The following is a 21473-nucleotide window of genomic DNA, read 5'->3' as shown; positions in this document are numbered from 1 at the left end:
TCACAGGGGGATGTTGCCGTGCCTCCGATCCGGGACAGCGGCGCGTTTGGTGCGCAGCGCGCGCAGGGCGCGGGTGATGTGCGCGCGTGTGGTGTGCGGGGCGATGACCGCGTCGACATAGCCGCGTTCGGCGGCCGCGTAGGGGGTGCCGCAGGTGACCTCGTACTCCTCGATGAGTTTGGCGCGCAGCGCCTCGGGATCGGCGGCCTGGGCGAGTTCCCTGCGGTGCACGACACTGACCGCGCCCTCCGCGCCCATGACGGCGATGCGGGCGGTGGGCCAGGCGAAATTGACGTCGGCGCCGAGGTGCTTGGACCCCATGACGGCATAGCCCCCGCCGTACGCCTTGCGGACCACGACGGTCACCTTGGGCACGGTCGCCTCGGCGTAGGCGTACAGCAGCTTGGCGCCGCGCCGGATGATCCCGCCCTGTTCCTGGCGGGCGCCCGAGAGATAGCCGGGCACATCGGCGAAGGTCAGCAGCGGGATGCCGAAGGCGTCGCAGCAGCGCACAAAGCGGGCCGCTTTCTCGGAGGCGTCGATGTCCAGGACACCGGCGGTGTGCATGGGCTGATTGGCGACGACGCCGACGGAGCGCCCCTCGACGCGGGCCAGTGCGCAGATGATGTTGGGCGCGAAGAGTTCGTGGACGTCGAGGAGTTCACCGTCGTCGACGACGGCGCGCAGGACCTCGCGCATGTCGTACGCAAGGTCGGGACGATCGGGGACGAGACTGTCCAGCCGCTGATCGGCAGGGCGTGGCGTGAGGGTGTGCGCGGGGGCGTATTCGGGCGGATGCTCCTGGTTGTTGGCCGGGAGGTACGACAGCAGGACGCGTACGAGGTCGAGGGCGTCGTCCTCGTCCGCGGCGAGGAAGTGCGCGTTGCCGTTGTCCGTGTTGCTGGTGCGGGCGCCGCCGAGCTGCTCCGCGGTGGTGCGCTCGCCGGTGACGGCCTCGATGACGTCCGGTCCGGTGACGAACATGTGGGAGGTGCCGTCGACCATGATGGTGAAGTCGGTGATGGCGGGAGAGTAGGCGGCGCCGCCCGCGCACGGCCCCATGATCACGGAGATCTGAGGGATGACGCCGGACGCGGCGACATTGCGGCGGACCAGCTCGGCGTAGAGGGCGAGCGAGACCACGCCCTCCTGAATGCGCGCGCCGCCGGAGTCATTGAGGCCGACGATGGGGCAGCCGGTCTTCAGCGCCAGGTCCATGGTCTTGATGACCTTCTCGCCGAACGCCTCGCCCATGCTGCCGCCGTGGACGGTGGCGTCCTGGGCGAAGACGCAGACCCGCCGTCCGTCGAGGGTGCCGTAACCGGTGATGACGCCGTCGCCGTAGGGCTGGTCGGTGCCGCCTGCCCGGGAGCGTACGAACGCGTCGGTCTCGGTGAAGGAGTCCGCGTCCAGCAGCCGGTCCATCCGCTCTCTGGCCGTGAGCCGGCCGCGGGCCGTCTGTCGGGCCACGGCGCGCGCGGAGCCGCCGGCCCGGGCGCGCTCCTGCCGTGCCGCCAGCTCCTCGATACGTCGACCCGTCGAATCCGGCTCCGTTTCCATTTCCGCTTCCGCTTCCGCTTCCGCTTCCGGCACGGATGGTTCGTGGACTTCGGCAAGTTGTGTCACTGCCCACCTCCGAAGGGGCTTGCGAATATGGCAGAGGCGGCGCGTACGAAGTCGGACTTCCGGTTCGGATGTGGGGTTGTTGAGTGGGAGAAGGGCTCACTTCATCAGTTACGTGACAAGGCGTCAGCCCCGGCGGCCGGGGCTCGGGCTGGGACTCAGGCTCGGGCGGCGGCGCACCGAGTCGCGTACGACGATGTGCGTGCCCAGCACCAGATGCTGGCTCTCGGGGAGTTCATGGCGGTGCAGCGCGAGCCGTACCGCGGCCCGGCCCAGTTCCTCGTGCGGGATGGACACGGTGGTGAGCGCCGGGAAGACGTCCATGGCCAGCGGAACATCGTCCGTGCCGACCACGGACACGTCCTCGGGCACCCGCACCCCGGCCTCGCGCAGGGCGAGCAGGGCGCCCGCGGCCACCATGTCGGTCGCCGCGAACAGGGCCGTGAACGCGGCACCGGACGCAAGGAGCTCCCGGGTGCCCTGATAGCCGTAACTGCGCGCGTAGGCGCCGTCCAGGACGAGCGCGGGGTCCGGGCTCAGCCCGAGCATCTCGTGGGCGCGCCTGAAGCCGCTGACGCGCTGGGTGCTGGTGATCATGCCAGGCACTCTGCCGAGATACGCGATGCGCTGGTGCCCGGAGGTGAGCAGATGCGTGGTCATCGCGAAGGCGCCGCCCTCGTTGTCGTAGTCGACGACGGTGGCGGGCACGCCCTCGCCCAGCGGCGGCCTGCCGACGAGCACCAGGCGCGACCCCGCCCGGTCCAGGGCGTGCGCGAAGTAGGTCATCCGGTCGAGGTGGGCCTTGTCCTCCCAGGCGCCGCCGACGACGATCACGGCGTCGGCACGCTGTTCGCGCATCGTCTCGACGATGGTGAGGACGCGCTGCGGGTCGCCGTGGGTGGTGCACAGCATGCACAGCCGCCCCTCGGCGGCGGCCTGTTCCTCCACGCCGCGCGCGACGTGCGCGTAGAACGGGCCCGTGACGTCGTCCACGATGAACGCGACTGTCTTGTTGGTGGAGCCGCCCAGCGCACGGGCGTGCGCGTTGACGACATAGTCCAGCTCACGCATGGCTTTGAGGACCCTGGCCCGGGTCGCGGCGGCGACCGGATACGTACCGCCGAGCACCCGCGAGACGGTCGACGCGGAGACTCCGGCCCGCGCGGCGACGTCACGCACGGTCGAGGCGTCGTTCCCGGGCAGCACCGGGGGACGGTGAGGCACAGTGAAGGGATCTCCCACTCTGCGAGGAAAAGGCGTAGCAACCGGTCTCTACGTTAGGCAGCGCCGAACGGAAGGGTCAATGGACTCGCCGCCCCGCGCCCGCGCAACGTGTACGGCACCCGTCCCAAACGTCTACGGCACCCGGCCGCCCGTCTACCCGTCCACACGGGCCTCCCTTGTTCGATATTTCGAAAATTCGGGGCGGATCGGAAGCCTTAAATCGCAGGTCTTCACGTCGGGTTGAGGCGGCTCTAAGGTAGAAACCGGTTGCTGACTCTTTCCGGAAGGACACCCATGACCCGAACGGGCAGCGCCTCGGGGCCGACCCTCGCGGTGGTCGCCCGCGAGGCGGGCGTATCGGTTCCGACCGCCTCGAAGGTCGTCAACGGCCGGGCGGACGTGGGTGCCGACACCCGTCGCCGGGTCACCGAGGTACTGGACCGGCTGGGCTATGTCCGCAGACCCCGCTTCGACGCGACCACCCCGCCCGGCCTGGTGGACCTGGTGGTGCACTCGCTGGACACCTCCTGGTCGGCAGCGGTGCTGCACGGAGTGGAGCAGGCGGCGCACGACGCCGGCCTGGAGGTGGTGGTCTCCGCGGGCCTGACCCGCACCGGCGGCGGGCCCGGGCGCGGCTGGCTGGACAGGCTCACCGCCCGCGGGTCCTCGGGGGTGCTGTTCCATCTGGCCGAGCTGACACCGTCCCAGTACGCCTGGCTCACGCACCACCGCATCCCGTACGTGATGATCGACCCGGTGCTGGAGCAGCCGCCGGGTGTGGTGTCGGTCGGCGCGACCAACTGGCAGGGCGGGCTGAGCGCCACCGAGTATCTGATCTCGCTCGGGCATGAGCGGATAGCGGTGATCGGCGGCTTCCGGCGCAAGTCGTGCAGCAGCGCGCGCGTGGCGGGTTACCGCTCGGCGCTGGTGGCCGCCGGGATCGCCCGGCGCCCCGAGTATGTGCGCCACGGTGAATTCAGCGAGAGCGGCGGGCGGCGGCGCATGCGGGAGCTCCTCGATCTGGCCGAGCCGCCGACGGCCGTTTTCGTCTGCTCGGACGGCATGGCGCTCGGCGTGTACCAGGCGCTCGCCGAGCGCGGTCTGCGGGTGCCCGAGGACATCAGCGTGGTGGGTTTCGACGATCTGCCGGAGTCCCGCTGGGCCACCCCGGCGCTGACCACGGTGCGCCAGCCGCTCTCCGAGATGGCGGCGACCGCGCTGCGTCTGCTCGTACTTCTCATGGCGGGAGAACGGGCGGAACAGGCCGAACAGCCGGGGTGTCCGCGTACTGAGCTGCCGACGCGCCTGGTGGTTCGGGACAGCACGGCTCCCCCGAACGCTCTTGCCGGGCGAAGGACACATTCCTGAGCCACCCTCACCACGTCCTGCCCGTCCCGCACCGCTGTCACCACTGTCACCGCTGTCACCGCTGTCACCGATCACCGCTGTCACCGATCACCGCTGTCACCGATCACCGCTATCGCGGAGAAGGGCTGCACCCTCGTGGCTCAGTTCGACATACCACTGGATGAGTTGCACGCCTATCGGTCGAAGTCGCCGGAGCCGGACGACTTCGACGCGTTCTGGGCCCGGACCCTGAGCGAGGCCCGGGACCATGACCTGGACGCGCGGTTCGAGCCCGTGGACACCCCGCTCGCCACGGTCGACATATTCGACGTGTCGTTCGCCGGATTCGGCGGCCACCGCGTCAGGGCGTGGCTGATCCTGCCCGCCGCCACTGGCGCTTCCGCCGCTGAGCCGCTGCCGCTCGTGGTGGAGTTCATCGGCTACGGCGGCGGGCGCGGCCTGCCGCACAGCCATCTGCTGTACGCGTCGGCGGGGTGCGCGCACCTGGTGATGGACACCCGTGGGCAGGGCAGCGCCTGGTCTCTCGGCGCCACGCCCGACCCGGTGGGCAGCGGCCCCGCCCACCCCGGGTTTCTGACCCGCGGCATCGAGGACCGCGACGCCTTCTACTACCGCCGGGTGATGACCGACGCCGTACGCGCGGTCGAGGCGGCCCGCTCCCATCCCCGTACGGACCCCGCGCGCACCGCGGTCGTGGGAAGAAGCCAGGGCGGCGGCCTCGCGCTGGCCGTCGGCGGGCTCGTCCCCGATCTGGCGGCTGTCGGGCCCGATGTGCCGTTCCTCTGCGACTTCCCGCGGTCCACCGCCCTGGTCGACCGCGATCCGTACCGCGAGGTCATCAACTACCTGAAGGTGCACCACGGCAGGGCGGACGAGGTGTTCCGCACCCTGTCGTACTTCGACGGCGTCCACTTCGCGGCCCGGTGCGGGGCGCCCGGGTTCTTCTCGGTGGCGCTCCAGGACCAGACGTGCCCGCCGTCCTCTGTCTTCGCCGCGTTCCACGCGTACGGGATCGAGGACAAGCACATCGAGGTGTACCCCTTCAACGACCACGAGGGCGGCGGTGCGGTACAGGAGGCGGCGCAGCTGACCTGGCTGGTGGAGCGGCTGAAGCCAGGGCGGCAGGACCCGGTGATCGTGCCCGGCTGACGGGCCGGGGGCCCCGGGTGCCGGCGGCCCCCGGGGCCCACGAGACGGGTCACATCGCCACGGGTTTGTGGAGGCGAGAGGAATCGCCTCACCAGGCACAGGTGTCTACGGGGTAGATGAGGCATCCCCTCTGTCACAATTGCCACCTTGCCGTGGCTTTATTCGTGATGAGGGTTAAATGTCGGAACTTGCTGACGTGTTCGGACGCCTGTCGACAGCCCAGAAATCCTCGAAGGGGGTCCCGGTCTACAGCCGGTTTGTGAATCGGCCGGCAGGCCGCGTGCTCGCCGCGGTGGCGTACCGCGGCGGGATCACGCCGAATCAGGTGACCGCGCTCGGCGCCGTGTCCACCTTCGCGGCGTTGGCTGCCGTGGCGCTGTTGCCGCCTGGGCCGGTCATGTCGGTCTGTGTGTTCGCGGCTCTGGCGCTGGGCTTCGCCCTGGACTCGGCGGACGGGCAACTGGCACGGAGTCAGAGGCTGGAAAGCGCCTCGGGTGAGTGGCTGGACCATGTCGTCGACGTCGCCAAGATCGCGGGCATCCACATGGTGGTCCTCGTGTCGTTCTACCGCTTCTTCGACCTGCCCAGTGAGGCCTTCCTGCTCGTGCCGATGGTCTTCCAGCTCGTGGCCGTCGTCATCATCGTCGGCGGGATCCTGACAGAGAAGCTGAAGCCGCAGGCAGGAGGAGAAGCCTCGGCGGCGTCGCCCTCGACGCTGCGGTCCGTACTGCTTCTTCCCGTCGACTACGGCACGGTCTGTGTCAGCTTTCTATTCCTGGGGAACCGAGATCTCTTTCTCGGCGTGTACTGTGCGCTGCTGGTGGCTCATGTGCTGTTCATGGCCGCGTTCCTTGTGAAGTGGTTCCGCGAGCTGTCCTGAATATGACCCCGCCGGATTTTGCGGGGCAAGCAGGTTGAGCACATCGCGCAGAAGAGTGCTTGAGGTGTGCGTGGTGTGAGGGAAGTAGACGACCTCCACACCCACCTTCGCGAATTCGGTTTCGAAGGCTTTCCAGACGTCTGTGCCGAGCCAGTCGTCACCCTTGAAGATGACGTCGAAACCGACCTTCTTCCAGATCTCGACCTTGTCGTCCACAGTCGCGACGAAAGTCTCGTCGACGTAGCGTACGCTGCGGACGATCTCCAGTCGTTCGCAGAGCGGTACGACGGGTGCTCTGCCTTTCAGGTGCACCACCAGATCGTCGGAGCAGATGCCCGCGATGAGGCGGTCACACTGCTCCCGGGCCCGGCGCAGGATGTTGAGATGGCCCACGTGGAAAAGGTCGAAGACTCCCGGTGCGTAACCAAGACGGTCCACTCCCATCATTCTCCTGTCGGCTGCTTGTCGGCGACAGCCGCGGTCACTTCAAGCGGCGCGGACTTGGCCGATGCGTTCTCACCGTCGGTCACGGCGATCGTGTACTGATGGCGAGAGCCGGACGGGATGGAATCCGTGTATTTCATGTTCGGGCGGTCCCACGCGGCGGACCGCTGCGTCCGCGAGGCCACGCGCACGCCGTCACGGTAGATCAGATACGTCAGCACCGCGTCGTCCCGGTCCCATGCGGCACGCCACGCCAGCGTGACCTTGCCGGCGCGTGAATCGGCGATCCTGAGCTGGGGAGCCGCTTCCGGGGCTCCGGTGTCGGGGGCGGCCGCGAAGCGAGTCAGGCTCTGCTGCGGCCTTTCGTTGACAGCGGTGAATTCGCCACCCGCCCAGAGGATTTTCCCGGCCATCACCAATGCCCGGGGGCCCTGACCTTCACCGGTCCCTCCGTTCGTGTCGGGGAACCAGTGCAGGATCTTCTTGTCGCGGAGCGAGTTGGCCAGAAAATGCTGGCGATCGTTGAGTTCGGGGAAGCCCCCGGGGGTGTTGTTGCAGTCGTGGGCGTGGGATCCGCTGTAAAGAACGCCGTTGTACGGGACCACCGCCTGTGTGGCGCCCCAGCAGGTGTCTTTCCACACCATTTTGTCATCGGACAGACGGCCGGCGATGCGTCCGTCGAAGATGCCTGTCCCGTTGCCCTCGGCTCCCACATAGAAGTTGGTGCCGTCGCGTCCCAGTGCCTTCACCACCGAACGCCTCGGGATCCAGCTGGGGTACGAGGACACCGTCGACCCGGTCGAAGGATTCAGGCCGACCAGCGCATGCGTCTTGGCGCCGTTGACCTTGTCGAAGTCGCCGCCGACGATAACCTTTCCGTGTTTGTGTGCGGCCGCGATGGCCCGGACCGGTCTGTCGATGGCCGCCTTGAAAGGCAGGAGCGAGCCGCTGGGGCTGAGCGAGGCGATGTAGTTCCTGGTCTGGCCTTTGACGGTCGTGAATTCGCCGCCCAAGTACACCGCGGTATCGGTGGTCTCGATGGCTCGAACGGTCGCCGACACGGCGGGGCGGAAATCATTGCGCAGCGAGCAGTCGGCCGTATTGAGCGCGACCGTATTGGCTACGGCGGCCCGACCGACCCTGCTGAAGGAGCCGCCGACGAACAGCACCTTGCCGTCGGGCGACGCCTTGAGTGCCCGTACGGTGTCTTCGGCCCCCCAGAAGGAGTGGGTGCACGGGAGCAGTTTGCCCGTGACGGCGTCGAACGCGGCGAAGTTCTTGCGCGCGACCTCTTTCTCACCGGGCTTCGCGCCGGGCGGGCGGACGTTGCCGAAGGTACCGCCGACGTACACGACACCGCGCGCGTACGCGAGCGACCAGACGATGCCGTCCGTCTGCCATGTCGCCAAGGGATCGGCGGTCAGGGTTTCTTCGCCGGTGGCCGCCGAACCGGAGGCGGTCAGGGCGGTCGTGAGCGATGCGGCCGCGAGGACGACCAGCGCGGAAGCGGTGGTGACGATCCTCGTTGTGCGAATTCTCAGGTGCATGGAATATCCCGTGAAGAGAAGTGGTACTGGTGGACGAGAAGGGGCGGTGTTGAAGGCGGCCTCGGTTGTGCGACGGCCTTACACGGGGCGTTTGTTCAGTACGCCGACGAGCTCACGCATTCCCAACAGGGTGCGAAAACGCCACAAACTTATACCAAATACGCAAATGCCCAAGGTGATTCCCACGGCGAGTCCCATCACCGTGTCGCCTGCCAGCAGCCTGGCGGGAAGAACCAGAGCCGCCGTGAGGCAGAGGCCGGCGCCGGTTGCGGCGAGGTACCCGCGGTCGACGGTCGCGAAGCCCGGATGACGCCGCACCAGGGCGGCTGCTGTGAGGTTCTCGACGACAATCGCCACTCCCCAGGACAGGGCGGCTCCCAGGACACCCCAGCGGGGCACAGTGAGGATGCCGGCGGTCAACTGCACCGCGAACGCGGCGCCGGTGACCGCGAGATGCCATGAGCTCTTGCCGGCCATGAGCAGCACCGTCTGGGCATTGCCCGCCCCGACGTTGACCGCCGAGGCAACACAGAGCAGAACCAGCGCATCCGCCCCCAGCTTGAACTCCGGTCCGAACAGAGAGAGGACCGTGCCGGGGAAACTCGCGAGGAACACGAGCAGCGGCCAGGAGAACAACACGCTCCAACGCGTCGAGATGCGATGCAGATGGCAGGCCTGCTCGAACTCGTTCAGGGCGAGCAGGCGGCTGATTTGCGGACCGACAGCCAGCCGGATGGCAAGCTGAAGCAGGGTCCCGGCGACGATGACACGGCCGACGGCCGTATAGATGCCCGCCTCTTCACTCGTGGCCAGGCCCGACAGCAGGATCACGCCCACCCACACCCCGCTGATGTCGAAGACGGAGGAGACCGCGCGGGGTGCGACGAACGCCCAGAATCCCCGCCGGGCAGCGGCCGCTTCAGGCCCGGGAGTAGGTTTCCCGCTCGCACGGCACCGGCGCAGCGCGAGCCACGCGAGGAGGGCGCCGGCCAGGGAGGGAATGAGCCAGGCGGCGGCCAGGCTCAGCACCCCCGGAGCCAGCAGCGCGACCGGTACGGCGATCAGGACACGCAGCACCGGTTTGCCGATCTGCTCGACGCCGACGAACGGAATGACAGTGCCGTAGCCCTGGGTCGCGCCGAGCAGAATCAGGGTGACCGTGGCCAGGGGGAGGAAGAGTGCGAAGAGCCGGACCAGAGTGACCGCGTCTTCCGGGGCCAGATTCGGCAGCAATGAGATAGCCGTCGAGGGAGAAAGGAACAACAGCGCGGCGGTCACGGTACTCACCGCGGCTCCCGGTACGACGGCGGCGCGCAGGAGCGCGCTCACCTGCCGGCCGCCGCCGGTGGCCACGTCGCGGGACACGAAGCGCACCAGTCCGGTGTCGGCACCGAGCTTGCAGGTGTTGCTGAGGATGGTGAAGACGGCGACGCCTGTGAACACCGCTCCCGAGCCGTGCGCGCCAAGGGCGCGCGTGACCAGGGCGACGAGGAGGTAGCCGAAGACCGCGTTGACCGTCGAACCCAGGAAGCCCCACCATCCGCCACGCGCCGTGGCGGCGACCCCGCTCCGGGCAGCCACCCCGCCGGCGGCGGGAACGGCCGTTCCGGAGGCGCTCATCCTTGGGGGGCGGTAAGCGTGTTGTCCTGCGCGGACGAGTCCTGCTCCGGTGGGGAGGGCGGGGACGCTTGCTGCTCGCGTGGGGTGGGTGGGGTGGGCTTGTTCTTCTTCGTGGACGAGTTCCGCCGGGATCGGGTGGGCTTGTCTTTCTTCGTGGACGAGACCTGTGGGGGTGGGGTGGGCTTCCCTTCCCGCGTTGTGCTGTCGGCGTGATCCACGGTCACGGGCAGGTCCACGGTCACGGGCAGATCCGCGGTCACGGGCAGATCCCGGGCCCCGTCTCCACGGGCGGCCGGCGTCGCGGACGAGCCCCGCTTCCTCAGGCGGCGGACCAGGCCGCCGTCCATGGCATCGCGGAGCCGGCTCCGCCGGGTGCCCGTGATGAGCACCGCGCCCACGATGCGTCCGCCCGAGACGCTGATCAACTCGCGAACCCGCTTGAGATCGTCGCGCCTGCTGTCGTCCAGGACGCCCACCACGAGGACACCGTCCACGCGTTGGGCGATCGCGAGACCGTCGGTGTGTTCAAGCAGAGGCCGAGTGATGACGAGCGACGTCGACCTTCCGGAACCGGCGCACTTCAGGACGCGAGTCACGGTGCGGGACACCGGGACGTCGTCGGTGGTGGTGTCACGTCTGTCGGAGCAGAGCGCGAATCGCCCCGCCATGCCCGCGTCGACGACGACCCGGCCCTCAGGGAGGCCGGCCAGCTCGGTGTCGGCACCGGAATTACCGGTCACCAGCGGCAGTCGTGCCGCGAGGCCGGATGTGCTCGCGGTGATGTCCCACAGCAGCATGTCATCACCGGACTCGGCGAACGCGGCGGCGAGGTTCACTACCGCGGCCTCGGCGTTGTGGTCCTGCTTCGGCGCCACGACCAGCAGTGTGCCGCCGACCGCGAGACCCTCGCCGTGCCGGAGGCGGAGGGCGAGAGTACGGTACGCCTCCGCGCGGCCGCAGCCGACCCGGCCGACCTCCAGCAGTTCGCTCTCCGTGTCGGTGGCCGGGAGGATGCCCAGCACGGGAGCGCCCAGCACTCCTTGGACATCGTCGACCGAACGGACCCGCGGTTCGAGGGCGGCTCGCAGCCAGGCGAGCACGATACCGAGGAGGAGACCGCTCACCAGGCCGACTCCGATGAGTGACGCCACTCCCGGCCCCGAGGGCTGCGCCGGCGGCTCGCCCCTGCGCACGATGTCACCCCCGTTGGTGTCGCGGGCCCTGATGTCCGAGATCCGCTTCTGCAAGACGTTCCTCTGGTCCCGCAGCGCCGCTTTCGCGGCCGGGTCCGCCTTCTCCGTGTCCCGCTTGTCCAGCACGGCGATCTGCTGCTCCAGCCCTCTCGTCATCCGCGTCACCGAGTCCTCGGTCCTTTCCCTACGATCAGCCAGGTAGGCATCGATGAACGCGTTGGTCACCCGGGCCGCCCGCTTCGCGGTGCCCGCTGTGTACTCGAACCTGAGGACGTGAGTGTCCGGCGGATTGCTGACGCGCAGGTCCTCCAGCAGCGCGTCTCCACGGGACGGTTGGCGCAGCGCCTTCGCCACCCGATCCGCGACGGTGGCGCTGAGCGCGATCTGCCGCTCCGTGCCCATGCTCATCTGGTTGTCGATGGACACACCGAACGTGCTGAACGGGTCCACTGTCGAGCGGACGAGGACCTCACCGGTGGAGGTGTGGCTGCCTGCGCGGAACAGCACCAGCAGCAGTCCGCCGATCAGTCCCAGCACGATGCCCAGCGCGATGGTGGCGCGGTACCTCAGCAGTTGGCGCAGTTGGGCGCGGAGCTGGTCCGGTTCGTCGTACCGGTCATCGAAGCGGGTGGGACTGGTCACGGATGTCTCCTGTTCCGGGGATTGTTGCGTGGCCGGCGGTCGCGGGCGGCAGCGCCGGTGCAGGGAACCGGGACGACCGGGCGGCGGCGGGGGCGGGGGCGGTGATGAACAGCGGAATGGTCAAGAGCAGCAGCAGCGGCCCCGCGATGCCCAGGAGGCTGCCGCGCAGGAAGACCATCTGATAGAAGGCGAAGGCCGGGACCAGCAGAACCGCCAGCGTGGCCCGCCTGTCCCGCAGCCGTTCCCGGATGTCGTCCATACGGCGTCCGGCCGCACCCAGCAGGCAGAAGACAGCCACCACGCAAGGAACACCGGCCCACAGGTAGCTCTCGATCCACAGCGGTGACGAAAGATTATGGACGTCATAGCCCGCGTACTGGGCGAGTGTGCTGCCGGTCGCCTGCGGTTTGTCGGGCCACACAGAGCGCGGAACCATGAACAGGGCGGGCCCGAGTGCGGACGACGGCGAGAGGCCGTTCTCTTTCGCGTAGTCGATACCGGTCTGCATTTGCTGAAAGGCGTCGTAGTCCATGTTCGTGGTGAACTGTTCGGTCAGGGCGACAACATGGACGGGTTCACGTTCGTCGTAACGGAAGTAGTCGCTGTAGGGGAAGACGAGCAGCACCACGGCCATAAGCGCCGCGGCGGCGAGGCGAAAGGCCCGCGGGCGGCTGAACCGGCTCGTTGCGAAAAGCAGGACAAGCAGGACGGTTCCGGCCCAGAAGCGCGGCTTGCTGATGGGGTTGTTGACGACCACATTGAGCCCGATGAGGAGCGGGAGCAGCATCCAGCGGATGCCGCGCAGCAACCGGTCACCTGTCGTCCGGCGGGGCAGATGCACCAGGGCCACCAGCGCCCAGAAGGCGGGGACGGCGAGGGCCCAGGCACGCAGCACCCGCGCCGAGTCCGACGCGGCGCCCGACTCTCGCACGGCCTGTCTGCTGGTGAAGAAGGCATCCCATCCTCCCAGCCGGGGGATGAGCACGACCGCGAGAACGAGCGAAAAGCCGCACAGGAGGAGCACAGGGATGGGTGCGAGCCTGCGGGAAAGCAGCGGTTCGAGAACGACCGACCGGCCATGGGTACGCCTGGCGGCGAGTGCCGCCCCGACGCTGTAGGCGAGGAGCCCGAGTTCGATCAGGGCGCCGGCGGCGAAAGCGGTCTCGTCGCCGGTCCGGTATGCAAGGGGGTAGGTATCGGTGGCGAGCATGGCGAACGGTGCCAGTCCGAGCCACACATAGGCGAAGAGCCAGAAACCGAGTGCGACGAGCCGCACTGACGTATCGGTGAGTACCCGGGTGAGCGCCCCACCGGTATGTGCCACGACGACACACTGCACAGCGAGTGCCGCCCCGAATCGCGTATCGGGGATCTGCAGGATCAGCCCTGGCAGCAAGGCGATGAGTACGACAGCCCAACCAAATACCGCAGCCGCGCAACGCTCTTGACTGCCCCGCACCAGCACCCCTCATTGAAGCGCATAAATAGCCTGAATCTTCTTCAATGGAGTTATAGCTCAAATACAAGATATATCGGGCGCGCCTGGGAGTGTGTCGCTTGAGTATTTGCGGCATTTGGATCGTATTATGCGTAAATGGCTGAGCTATTCGCGGGTCGCCGCGTACTCCTCGTGTCCACCAACTACGCGCCCGAGCACGCCGGGATCGCGCCCTACTCGACCCGGACCGCGGAGCACCTGGCCGCGCGCGGCGCCCATGTCGATGTCCTCGCAGCAATGCCTCACTATCCGGCCTGGCGGGTTCACGACGACTACCGGGGGCGCTGGCGGATGGTCGAGAGCCGGGGAGGTGTTCAGGTCCACCGCCGCCGCAGTTTCGTCCCGTCGCGTCAAACAGTGCTGCTGAGAGGGCTGCACGAGGTCAGCTTCCTTGCGCATGGATCGCTGGGACCACCGGCCGGACGGCCGGACCTGGTGATCAGTCAGATGCCGACGCTCGCGGGAGGCGTTATCGGCAGCCGGCTCGCCCGTCGCCACGGGGTGCCGCACGCGGTCATGGTGCAGGACCTCATGGGGGCCGCGGCCGAGCAGGGCGGCATCAGGGGCGGCGACCACGTGGCCTCCATCGTGGCCGGCATGGAGGCGAGAATCCTGCGCTCGGCCACCCTGATCGGTGTGGTGCATGAGTCGTTCATGGACCGCGTCACCGCGACGGGTGTGCCGGCGACACGTGTGAGAGTTGTGCCCAACTGGACCCATGTGACGCCCCCGACCGGCGACCGCGGGGCAACACGGGCGCGGCTCGGCTGGGGAGAGGAGGAATTCGTCGTGCTGCACTCCGGGAACATGGGGCTCAAACAGGGGCTGGAGGTGCTGGTCGACACGGCGCGGATCGCGGCCCGTGACACTCCGCGCATGCGGGTCGCGATCATGGGGGACGGCAGCCAGCGGACACACCTCGGGCGTCTTGCCGCAGACCTGCCGAACGTGGACCTGCTGCCGCCCGCGGCCGACGAGGACTTCCCCGACGTGCTGGCCGCCGCGGACGTCCTCGTGGTCACCCAACGGACGTCTGTACTGGACATGAGCCTGCCCTCCAAGCTGACGTCCTACTTTGCGAGCGGACGTCCAGTTGTGGCCTCGGTGGCCACGCACGGAAGCACGGCTCAGGAAGTGCGTCGCTCCGGAGCGGGAATCGTCGTACGCCCGGAAGACCCCGAGGCGCTGCACAAGGGTGTCGGGGAACTGATCCGGGATCCCGGCCGATCGGCAGCGCTCGGCGCTCGCGGTCCCGCGTACGTTCAGGAACGGCTGAGCCCGCAGGCCGGGCTGGGGCGGATCACCGCGATGCTGTCCGAGGCGCTGACGCCTTCCTCCACCAGGTAGCCCGTCCCGACAGCACCGAATAAGGCACCATATAAACGCAGGGATAAATCAAGGTCGACGCCGAAATAGAATACGCGGTGGCGCGGGTCACCGATATGTTCCCGTTCCTCGGCTATTTCGATCCGGCGCCGGCTGAGCCCGGCCGGTGGGGCGGTCACAGGCGGCCTTCGGCAATGGCCTGGCGTACCCACGGGATCAGCTTCTCGAGGATCTCGTCCAGCGTGGTCGTCGCGGTGAAGCCGAGCATGTCCCTGGCCTTGGACACGTCCGGGGTCCGGCGCTGCACATCGTGCTCGAACGGCTCGTCGGTCGTGCAGCGGAACGGCTCGTCGTCACCCTTGATCTTGTGCCAGATCCGCTCCGCCAGTTCCAGGATGCTGGTGGGCTCCGCGTTCGCCAGGTTGAAGTCCTCGTTGAGCGCGGCGGGGTGGAAGATCGCCGAGCAGATACCACTGGCCAGGTCCCCGCCATAGGTGAAGTGCCGCACTTGAGCGCCACTGCCGAGGATGTGCAGGGGATCCTGGCCCTTGAGCACTTTCTGCACCAGGTCGGGAACCACATGGGATGTGGCGACCTTGATATCGCCCGAGCGCTCCTCGCCCTGGCCGACCGTCCGTTCCTCCCCGACGTTCACGCAGTTGAAGGGCCGCACAATGGTGAAGGGGAGGCTGTACTGGTCCCACGCCGCTCTGGCGAAGTATTCCACCGCCAGCTTCTGGAAGCCGTACGAGGACGACGGCGGCGGGATGCGGCGCTCGTCCCCCTCCCGGGACGGCCAGAAGTCGGTGTTCTCGTACACCATCGAGGAGCTCAGATACGTCACCTTCTGCAGCGGCCCGTCGCCGTAGACCCGGATCGCCGCGTCGCAGGCGGCGGCCGTGATCCGCTCATTGGTGGCGAGGAGGTCGTAGGCGTAGGTGTGGAAGTAGGAGATCCCACCGATCATGGCCGCGCCGGCGACAAAGTGATCGCAGTCGGCCAGCAGTTTCGCGACGAGATCCGTGTCGCGGGCGTCTCCCTCGACCAGCCGGTAGTGCGGATCGCCCAGGGTGCCGCGGCGGGCCGCGCCGTACTTGGAGAAGTTGTCCAGACCCACCACGACATGACCCTGGTGGAGCAGTTCTTTCACGAGGTAACTGCCGATCAGACCGGATGCGCCGGTGACGAGAACCTTCACAGGAGACCTTTCTGCTGAGGTCGCCCGGGGCCGGTGCTCGGGCGGGTGGTGAGGGGAGCCATTCGCACTGCCGGTCAGGCCCGTACGCCCCTGCCGGCGATTCCCCACAGGTCCACGACGGGTTTCTCCGTGGCCAGATTCCGGTACTCGGGGTGCGGCGTGGCGACGACGAGCACATCGGCCCGGCGCATGACCTCATCCAGCTCCACGAAGCGCGGGTCGCTGACGTACGGATCGGTGCACAGGGTTTCCCGGGCCTTGGCCATCAGGATTCTGCGAAGCTTGAACGACAGGCTTTCGCGCACATCGTCGCTGCCGGCCTTGAAGCCCATGCCGAGAACTCCCACCCGCGTTTCCGCAAGGGGGAATCTGCACTCCAGACGCGACACAAGATAGAGCGGCAGTCCCTCGTTGATGAGCATGGCCGCGTGTCCCAGGACGAAATTGTTACCGGTGAATGCCGCCAGTTGCAGGGTGTCCTTGAGCAGGCAAGGGCCGGCGGCGAATCCCGCTCCTGGCATATCGGATGCCCGCGGATAATCGTATGTGATCGCAGCGCGGATGCGCTCGAAGTCGAGCCCGAAGTCGTTCGCCATCATCCAGAACTGATTGACGGTGGCAAATTTGATGTACCGCCAGGTGTTGGCGAAAAGCTTAGCGAGCTCCGCCTCCTCCGGCTCCATACGGACAATTTTGTCCGTGAGGGTGCGGAAGAACTTTTCCGCCCGGTCGCCGGCTCGTTCGGAGCGAGCGGCCACCAGCTGCGGCAGCTCGAACAGCTCGGTCATGGCCGCGCCTTCGGCGATACGCTCGGGACAGAAGGCCACATCGACATTCCTGCCGAGCCGTTCGAGCAGCCGCTCGGTCAGCGCTGTGACCCCAGGGTGAACGGTGCTTCTGAGCATGACCAGTTGTCCGTCGCGCAGATGCTCCGCGCAGCGTTCCAAAGCCCGTGGGACCGCCCCGAGATCCGGATTGAGGTGCTCGTCCACCGGCGTCCCCACCACTACGATGAGGTTCTCGGTGGTGGCGACGCTCGCACCATCGGTTGTGGCACGCAACAGGCCCTCGCGTACGGCCTCGCGCAGCGGCTCAGCAGCCCCTCTCTCGGAGAACGGAAGCTTTCCCCGATTGACCGTGTCGACTGCTGCGGCGTCAATGTCGTAGAGCGTCACCGAAAGCATGCCGTGAGCGGCGAGCGCGACACCCAGGGGAAGTCCTACTCGCCCGCAGCCGCCGATGACAACCACATCCGTGACGGGCCGTGAATTGTCCACTCCGGTGCAGGATTCCAGAATCATGGGTAGAACTGATCTCCGTTTTGTTCAAACACCGGCGGGGGCAACGATGCACGGAACCTTACAAGGCGGATTCCGACGAGAATGATTTGAAAACCGGCCGCACGGAACAGTTCCTCCGGACAGCCCAGGTGTCAGACACCTCGATAGATCTCTTCCAGCCGGTCTGCCACCGCATGGATGGAAAAGGCTTCTTCGACGGCACGGTAGCCCGCTTCCACCAGTACACCGCGCTTTTTCTCGTCGGCCAGCAGGTCGCACACCGCGTCGGCCATGGCCTGCGGGCTGCCGTCGGTGACAATCGCCGCCCCACGGCGCGCCAGCTCGTCCGCCGTACCGCAGGTGTCGGTGCACACCACGGGCGTGCCCACGGACAAGGCTTCGATCACCGTCATGGGGAACGCCTCACTGACGCTCGGCAGCACATACACTGCCGCCCTTGCCTGAGCGCGGGCCGCCTCGGCGTACTCCAGTGCCCCGCCGTAGCCGACGACCTTCTCAAGGCCGTGAGCGGCGATGAGCTGACGCACCGTCGGCAGTGACCCCTCGTCCGTCCCATGCAGGGTAAACCGTGCGTCGGGCACCTTCCGGTGGACCAGTGCGGCCATCTCGACGAACGCCTCCGGGCGCTTGTGCGGGTGCAGCCGGGCGAGGAAGAGCACTTCCCGGTCGCGCCGCCGGTGCTCCGCCTCAGCGCCTCGCTGCGGTCGCACCCCGTTGCGCAGTATCAGCAGGGGCGGACCGTCCTGGCCGATGACTTCGGCCACCGCCCGCCGTTCCCGCTCGGTGAGCACCAGGCAGCCGCGTGCCCGGCGCAGGAGAGGCACGTACACGCGGTCGAAGACTTTGGCGACGGCCGTGAGCCGCGGCTCCAGCATGCCGTGCGTCTGCGCGAAGAACCTCTTGCGCCGCAGCGCGGCCACGGCGAGCGCGGTGAGGGAGACGAGGTCACGCCCCGCGTGGATGTGCACCACATCGGCCCCGCCCATGGAGCGCCACATGTCCCTGACAAGCAGCGGGTGCATGAGCCCGCTGAAGCGCCCGGGGAGCAGAGCGCGCGCCGGGCGCGTACGCAGCGGGACCGAGCCGATACGTGCCGGTGCCCGGGATCTGCCTCGCCACAGGGACACCAACGTGACCTCGTGGCCGCGCGCGGCGCACTCTTCGAGCTGCCTGGTGGCCACGCTCGTCGGGCCGCCATACGCTCCGTCGTCGCTGACGAGCACCACCACATGGACGAGCCTCATGCCGCGGCTCCCGACGTGAGGAGCGCGCCCGGGGCGATGTCGCGGTGGGCGACCGCCGAGGCACCCACCACCGCGCCGCGGCCGACGGTGACGCCGCGCAGCACGACAGCCCTCGCCGCGACCCAGGCTCCGGGCTCCAGGCGGATGGGCCCGTTGTCGAACTCGAAGGTGCGATGGTGGCGTTGGTGGCTCCCGGTGCACAGCAGCGCACCCTGAGAGACGCACACGTTACTGCCGATCGTGATCTGCTCCAGGTTCAGCAGCCACGCGCCCTCGCCGATCCACACGTCGTCGCCCACTTCCAGCCGCCACGGCCAGTGCACACGTACACGCTGACGGATCAGTACCCGCTGCCCGACCCGCGCACCGAAGGCCCGCAGCAGAGTCGGCCGCCAGCGGGCCGGGAACCACCATTTGACGAAGGCAAGATTGAGTACGGCGAACCAGGCTGCCTGGACGAGCAGGGGGCGCCCCTTGGCGTAACCGGCTCCCGTGAAGCCCCGCAGGGAGCGTTCCACGGCAGCGCTGTGGCCGGATTCACCTGTGTGGTCGCCGGTGCCGGGCGGCGCTGCGGTCTCCGCCATGAGAATGGCCCTTCTTAAGGTTGCCAATTTCTCCATATATACGACCTTTCTTGCATTCCTGGTGTAATGCGGTGCATACGGGCGTGTTGCTGGCAGACTCGGCCTCATGCAAGATCTGCTCCCCGCACCCGCGCGCGTGTACGTAGCCGGCCACCGCGGGCTCGTCGGTTCCGCGGTGGTCCGCCGCCTGACGGCCGATGGGTATGAGGTCCTCGCGCGGCCCCGGTCCGGACTGGACCTTCGCGACGCGACCGCCACGGCGGCCTTTCTGCGTGACAGCCGGCCGGACGCCGTCGTCCTGGCAGCGGCCAAGGTGGGCGGCATCATGGCCAACAGCACCTATCCGGTGCAGTTCATCGAGGACAATCTGCGGATCCAGCTGAGCGTGATCTCCGCGGCGCATGCCTCCGGAGTACGGCGCCTGCTGTTCCTGGGATCGTCGTGTATCTACCCCAAGCTCACGCCCCAGCCGATCCGGGAAGAGGCCCTGCTCACGGGTCCCCTGGAGCCGACCAATGAGCCGTACGCGCTTGCCAAGATCGCGGGCATCGCGCAGGTGCGGTCCTACCGGCGCCAGTACGGGGCCTCGTACATCTGTGCGATGCCGACCAATCTCTATGGGCCTGGCGACAACTTCGACCTGGAGTCCTCACACGTCCTGCCGGCGCTCATCCGCCGTTTCCACGAGGCGACACGGTTCCGCCTCGACGAGGTCGTGCTGTGGGGAAGCGGCACGCCGCGCCGGGAGTTCCTGCACGTCGACGATCTCGCCGACGCGTGCGTGACGCTGCTGCGTCGCTACGACGGCGACGCCCCGGTCAACGTCGGCTGCGGTGAGGACTTGACGATCCGCGAACTGGCCGGAATCGTCGCAGAGGTCGTCGGCTATGACGGGCGGATCGTCTTCGACACGACGAAGCCGGACGGCACACCCCGCAAGTTGCTGGACGTCTCCCGCATGACCGCCCTCGGCTGGAAGCCGAGGATCGCCCTGCGGGAGGGAATCGCTTCCACCTACGCGTCATGGCTGAGCACAGGAGAGTCCGAGTCCGAGTCCGACTCCGAGTCCTTGCCCGAGTCCGTGCCCGAGGCCACGGTTCGCGCCTGAGTCTCAGTAGGCTCCGCGTCCGTTCAGCACAGCGCGGACGGTGCGTGCCATGACGGTCATGTCCGAGGTCCATGACCAGTTGTCCACGTACCGCAGGTCGAGTGAGACGGTCTCGTGCCAGGACAGGTCCGACCGGCCGCTCACCTGCCACAGCCCCGTGAGGCCGGGTTTGACGCTCAGTCGGCGCAACTCCACCTGGTCGTAGTGGGCAACCTCCTCGGGGAGCGGCGGGCGGGGCCCTACCAGCGACATATGGCCCAGCAGAACATTGACCAGCTGGGGAAACTCGTCCAGCGAATAGCGGCGCAGAAAGCGGCCGACCGGGGTGACGCGCGGATCCTGGCGCAGCTTGAACATAAGGCCGTCGTGCTCATTCGCCGTCGCCAGATCACTCTTCAGCCGGTCCGCGCCCACAACCATCGTCCGGAACTTCCACATGGCGAAGGACGTGTTGTTCAGGCCGACACGCGTCTGACGGTAGATGACGGGCCCGGGCGAGCCCGCGCGCACGGCGAGCGCCAGGAGTGCGAACAGCGGAGCCAGCGCGATGAGCAGCAGGAGAGCGCCCACCCGGTCCGTGGCTGCCTTCAGGAGCGTCGGCACGCCGCTGCGCGTCGGCGGTGCGATGTCCAGCAACGTGAGCCCGGCCGCCGAGGTGAGCCGGACCCTGCGCCGGGCCACCTCGATGATGCCCGGCAGGACCATCAGCGGGCAGCCGCGGTCGTACAGGGCCCAGGACAGCCGCCGAAGCCGGTCCCCGGACAGGTGCCTGCTCGTAGCGACGAACACCAGGTCGGCACCGAGCACCCCGGCCGCTTCCGCCACGGAGGGGGCATCCTCGCCCCGGCCGATTGGCTCATCGGCCTCGGCCCGGAGCCGAGCGCACACCCGTACGCCGGACAACACGTCGCCTTCGCCCACCACACAGGCCCCGACCGCCACGTACCCGTGGTCGGTACGCTCGGCGAGTTGTCCGACCACGGCGTCCACCGCCTCGGCCTCACCGATGACGAGGACGCGCTGGAGCGCCCGGGCGCGGCGGCGCACGGCCAGCAGATGGCGGTGGATCGCCTTGCGGCAGATCACGGTGACCGCCAGCGACGGACACAGCGCGGCGAGAACCGCCGCGGGCGCGCTGCCGAGACCGGACGCGGTACGCAGAGCGGCCAGGGCGCCGAGCAGCACCAGCCAGTCCCGCACGACCGGTCCGACCGGGGCGCCTTCGTCCCACGCCCAGGGCGCGTACCGCCTGGCCATGACGCCCATGAGCACCCAGGCGACGGTGATCACCACCGCCTGGTGCACGGGGTGGGCCTCTCCGATGGCGATGAACGTCGCCGCCGTCGGCAGCGCCACTCCGGCGGCGTCGACACAGACCGCGACCGGTACGTACCGCCCGGCGCTCGGGCCTCTGCGCGAGGTTGCTCGGGGCGGCGTGAGAGCGGCCGTCTGCCGTGATGCCGCGCTGATGGACTGCCGCATGGCTCTCCCTGTGACCCCGATGAAGACGTAGGGCGCGGCTGC

General features: G+C 68.2%; 16 protein-coding genes and 1 pseudogene. 5 read left to right on the top strand and 12 right to left on the bottom strand.

The genetic code is table 11. The annotated features are described in order from the left end of the window. Entirely contained in the window at window positions 1–1560 is a 1560-nt protein-coding gene (locus ACIHCQ_RS33495) for an acyl-CoA carboxylase subunit beta (protein WP_399671027.1), read from the bottom strand. Window positions 1561–1749: 189 nt separating this feature from the next. Then, window positions 1750–2829 carry a LacI family DNA-binding transcriptional regulator gene (locus tag ACIHCQ_RS33490; protein ID WP_399671024.1) on the bottom strand — a complete coding sequence of 360 codons (1080 nt, stop codon included), beginning with the start codon at window positions 2827–2829 and terminating at the stop codon, window positions 1750–1752. Between the two features lie 312 nt (window positions 2830–3141). Here ACIHCQ_RS33490 and ACIHCQ_RS33485 point away from each other — a divergent pair, with 312 nt between their 5' ends. The 3 genes from ACIHCQ_RS33485 to ACIHCQ_RS33475 all read left to right on the top strand — a co-directional run bounded on the left by ACIHCQ_RS33485 (window position 3142) and on the right by ACIHCQ_RS33475 (window position 6244). Beyond that, the gene (locus ACIHCQ_RS33485; RefSeq protein ID WP_399671021.1) at window positions 3142–4215 is read left to right on the top strand and encodes a LacI family DNA-binding transcriptional regulator; all 1074 of its coding nucleotides are present in this window, start codon (window positions 3142–3144) and stop codon (window positions 4213–4215) included. Window positions 4216–4350: 135 nt separating this feature from the next. Then, window positions 4351–5364, top strand: coding sequence for an acetylxylan esterase (locus ACIHCQ_RS33480; RefSeq protein ID WP_399671018.1), 1014 nt, complete (start codon window positions 4351–4353; stop codon window positions 5362–5364). A gap of 178 nt (window positions 5365–5542) precedes the next feature. Then, complete coding sequence (locus ACIHCQ_RS33475) at window positions 5543–6244, top strand: CDP-alcohol phosphatidyltransferase family protein (RefSeq protein ID WP_399671016.1); 702 nt, start codon at window positions 5543–5545, stop codon at window positions 6242–6244. A gap of 27 nt (window positions 6245–6271) precedes the next feature. On the opposite strand, the pseudogene ACIHCQ_RS33470 reads toward ACIHCQ_RS33475, so the two are convergent. From ACIHCQ_RS33470 to ACIHCQ_RS33450, 5 genes and pseudogenes are all read right to left on the bottom strand, one after another. Continuing rightward, window positions 6272–6688 (bottom strand): annotated as a pseudogene (locus tag ACIHCQ_RS33470) (adenylyltransferase/cytidyltransferase family protein); the annotation flags it as partial. Further along, window positions 6688–8235 (bottom strand): fibronectin type III domain-containing protein, encoded by a 1548-nt coding sequence (locus ACIHCQ_RS33465; RefSeq protein ID WP_399671013.1) that lies wholly within the window; start codon window positions 8233–8235, stop codon window positions 6688–6690. The pseudogene ACIHCQ_RS33470 and the gene ACIHCQ_RS33465, both read right to left, overlap by 1 nt. A 78-nt stretch (window positions 8236–8313) precedes the next feature. Then, window positions 8314–9855: an oligosaccharide flippase family protein gene (locus tag ACIHCQ_RS33460; protein WP_399671010.1), complete on the bottom strand. Its 1542-nt coding sequence runs from the start codon at window positions 9853–9855 to the stop codon at window positions 8314–8316. Continuing rightward, a complete protein-coding gene (locus ACIHCQ_RS33455; RefSeq protein ID WP_399671007.1) occupies window positions 9852–11690 on the bottom strand; it encodes a hypothetical protein in 1839 nt (612 codons plus the stop codon). Before ACIHCQ_RS33455 ends, ACIHCQ_RS33460 begins: the two co-directional genes overlap by 4 nt. After that, window positions 11665–13014: a hypothetical protein gene (locus ACIHCQ_RS33450; RefSeq protein ID WP_399671004.1), complete on the bottom strand. Its 1350-nt coding sequence runs from the start codon at window positions 13012–13014 to the stop codon at window positions 11665–11667. The genes ACIHCQ_RS33455 and ACIHCQ_RS33450 overlap by 26 nt, the downstream gene beginning before the upstream one ends. A 270-nt stretch (window positions 13015–13284) precedes the next feature. Between ACIHCQ_RS33450 and ACIHCQ_RS33445 the strand changes: the two genes are divergently transcribed. Further along, entirely contained in the window at window positions 13285–14535 is a 1251-nt protein-coding gene (locus tag ACIHCQ_RS33445; protein ID WP_399671001.1) for a glycosyltransferase, read from the top strand. 154 nt (window positions 14536–14689) lie between these two features. Here the strand turns inward: ACIHCQ_RS33445 and ACIHCQ_RS33440 are convergent, their stop codons facing one another. From ACIHCQ_RS33440 to ACIHCQ_RS33425, 4 genes are all read right to left on the bottom strand, one after another. Further along, window positions 14690–15712, bottom strand: a complete 1023-nt coding sequence (locus tag ACIHCQ_RS33440; protein WP_399670998.1) for an NAD-dependent epimerase/dehydratase family protein — start codon at window positions 15710–15712, stop codon at window positions 14690–14692. A 74-nt stretch (window positions 15713–15786) separates the two neighbouring features. Next, window positions 15787–17013 carry a nucleotide sugar dehydrogenase gene (locus ACIHCQ_RS33435; RefSeq protein ID WP_399670995.1) on the bottom strand — a complete coding sequence of 409 codons (1227 nt, stop codon included), beginning with the start codon at window positions 17011–17013 and terminating at the stop codon, window positions 15787–15789. Window positions 17014–17144: 131 nt separating this feature from the next. After that, window positions 17145–18257: a glycosyltransferase gene (locus ACIHCQ_RS33430; protein ID WP_399670992.1), complete on the bottom strand. Its 1113-nt coding sequence runs from the start codon at window positions 18255–18257 to the stop codon at window positions 17145–17147. After that, window positions 18254–18841 carry a putative colanic acid biosynthesis acetyltransferase gene (locus ACIHCQ_RS33425; RefSeq protein ID WP_399670989.1) on the bottom strand — a complete coding sequence of 196 codons (588 nt, stop codon included), beginning with the start codon at window positions 18839–18841 and terminating at the stop codon, window positions 18254–18256. The genes ACIHCQ_RS33430 and ACIHCQ_RS33425 overlap by 4 nt, the downstream gene beginning before the upstream one ends. Window positions 18842–18947: 106 nt before the next feature. Here ACIHCQ_RS33425 and ACIHCQ_RS33420 point away from each other — a divergent pair, with 106 nt between their 5' ends. Continuing rightward, window positions 18948–19949, top strand: coding sequence for a GDP-L-fucose synthase family protein (locus ACIHCQ_RS33420; RefSeq protein ID WP_399670987.1), 1002 nt, complete (start codon window positions 18948–18950; stop codon window positions 19947–19949). Between the two features lie 3 nt (window positions 19950–19952). Here the strand turns inward: ACIHCQ_RS33420 and ACIHCQ_RS33415 are convergent, their stop codons facing one another. Next, window positions 19953–21431 carry a sugar transferase gene (locus ACIHCQ_RS33415; RefSeq protein WP_399670984.1) on the bottom strand — a complete coding sequence of 493 codons (1479 nt, stop codon included), beginning with the start codon at window positions 21429–21431 and terminating at the stop codon, window positions 19953–19955. Window positions 21432–21473 lie beyond the last annotated feature (42 nt).

The sequence above is a fragment of the Streptomyces sp. NPDC052236 genome (genome assembly GCF_044548015.1).
GTDB lineage: Bacteria > Actinomycetota > Actinomycetes > Streptomycetales > Streptomycetaceae > Streptomyces.
Note: the sequence above shows the minus strand (reverse complement) of the source record. Positions and strands in the feature narration are given on the sequence as shown.

Coding starts and splice junctions, on each gene's coding strand:
- ACIHCQ_RS33495 (WP_399671027.1), bottom strand. CDS start 1,560: ATGGAAACGGAGCCGGATTCGACGGGTCGACGTATCGAGGAGCTGGCG.
- ACIHCQ_RS33485 (WP_399671021.1), top strand. CDS start 3,142: ATGACCCGAACGGGCAGCGCCTCGGGGCCGACCCTCGCGGTGGTCGCC.
- ACIHCQ_RS33475 (WP_399671016.1), top strand. CDS start 5,543: ATGTCGGAACTTGCTGACGTGTTCGGACGCCTGTCGACAGCCCAGAAA.
- ACIHCQ_RS33465 (WP_399671013.1), bottom strand. CDS start 8,235: ATGCACCTGAGAATTCGCACAACGAGGATCGTCACCACCGCTTCCGCG.
- ACIHCQ_RS33460 (WP_399671010.1), bottom strand. CDS start 9,855: ATGAGCGCCTCCGGAACGGCCGTTCCCGCCGCCGGCGGGGTGGCTGCC.
- ACIHCQ_RS33445 (WP_399671001.1), top strand. CDS start 13,285: ATGGCTGAGCTATTCGCGGGTCGCCGCGTACTCCTCGTGTCCACCAAC.
- ACIHCQ_RS33435 (WP_399670995.1), bottom strand. CDS start 17,013: ATGATTCTGGAATCCTGCACCGGAGTGGACAATTCACGGCCCGTCACG.
- ACIHCQ_RS33430 (WP_399670992.1), bottom strand. CDS start 18,257: ATGAGGCTCGTCCATGTGGTGGTGCTCGTCAGCGACGACGGAGCGTAT.
- ACIHCQ_RS33425 (WP_399670989.1), bottom strand. CDS start 18,841: ATGGCGGAGACCGCAGCGCCGCCCGGCACCGGCGACCACACAGGTGAA.
- ACIHCQ_RS33420 (WP_399670987.1), top strand. CDS start 18,948: ATGCAAGATCTGCTCCCCGCACCCGCGCGCGTGTACGTAGCCGGCCAC.
- ACIHCQ_RS33415 (WP_399670984.1), bottom strand. CDS start 21,431: ATGCGGCAGTCCATCAGCGCGGCATCACGGCAGACGGCCGCTCTCACG.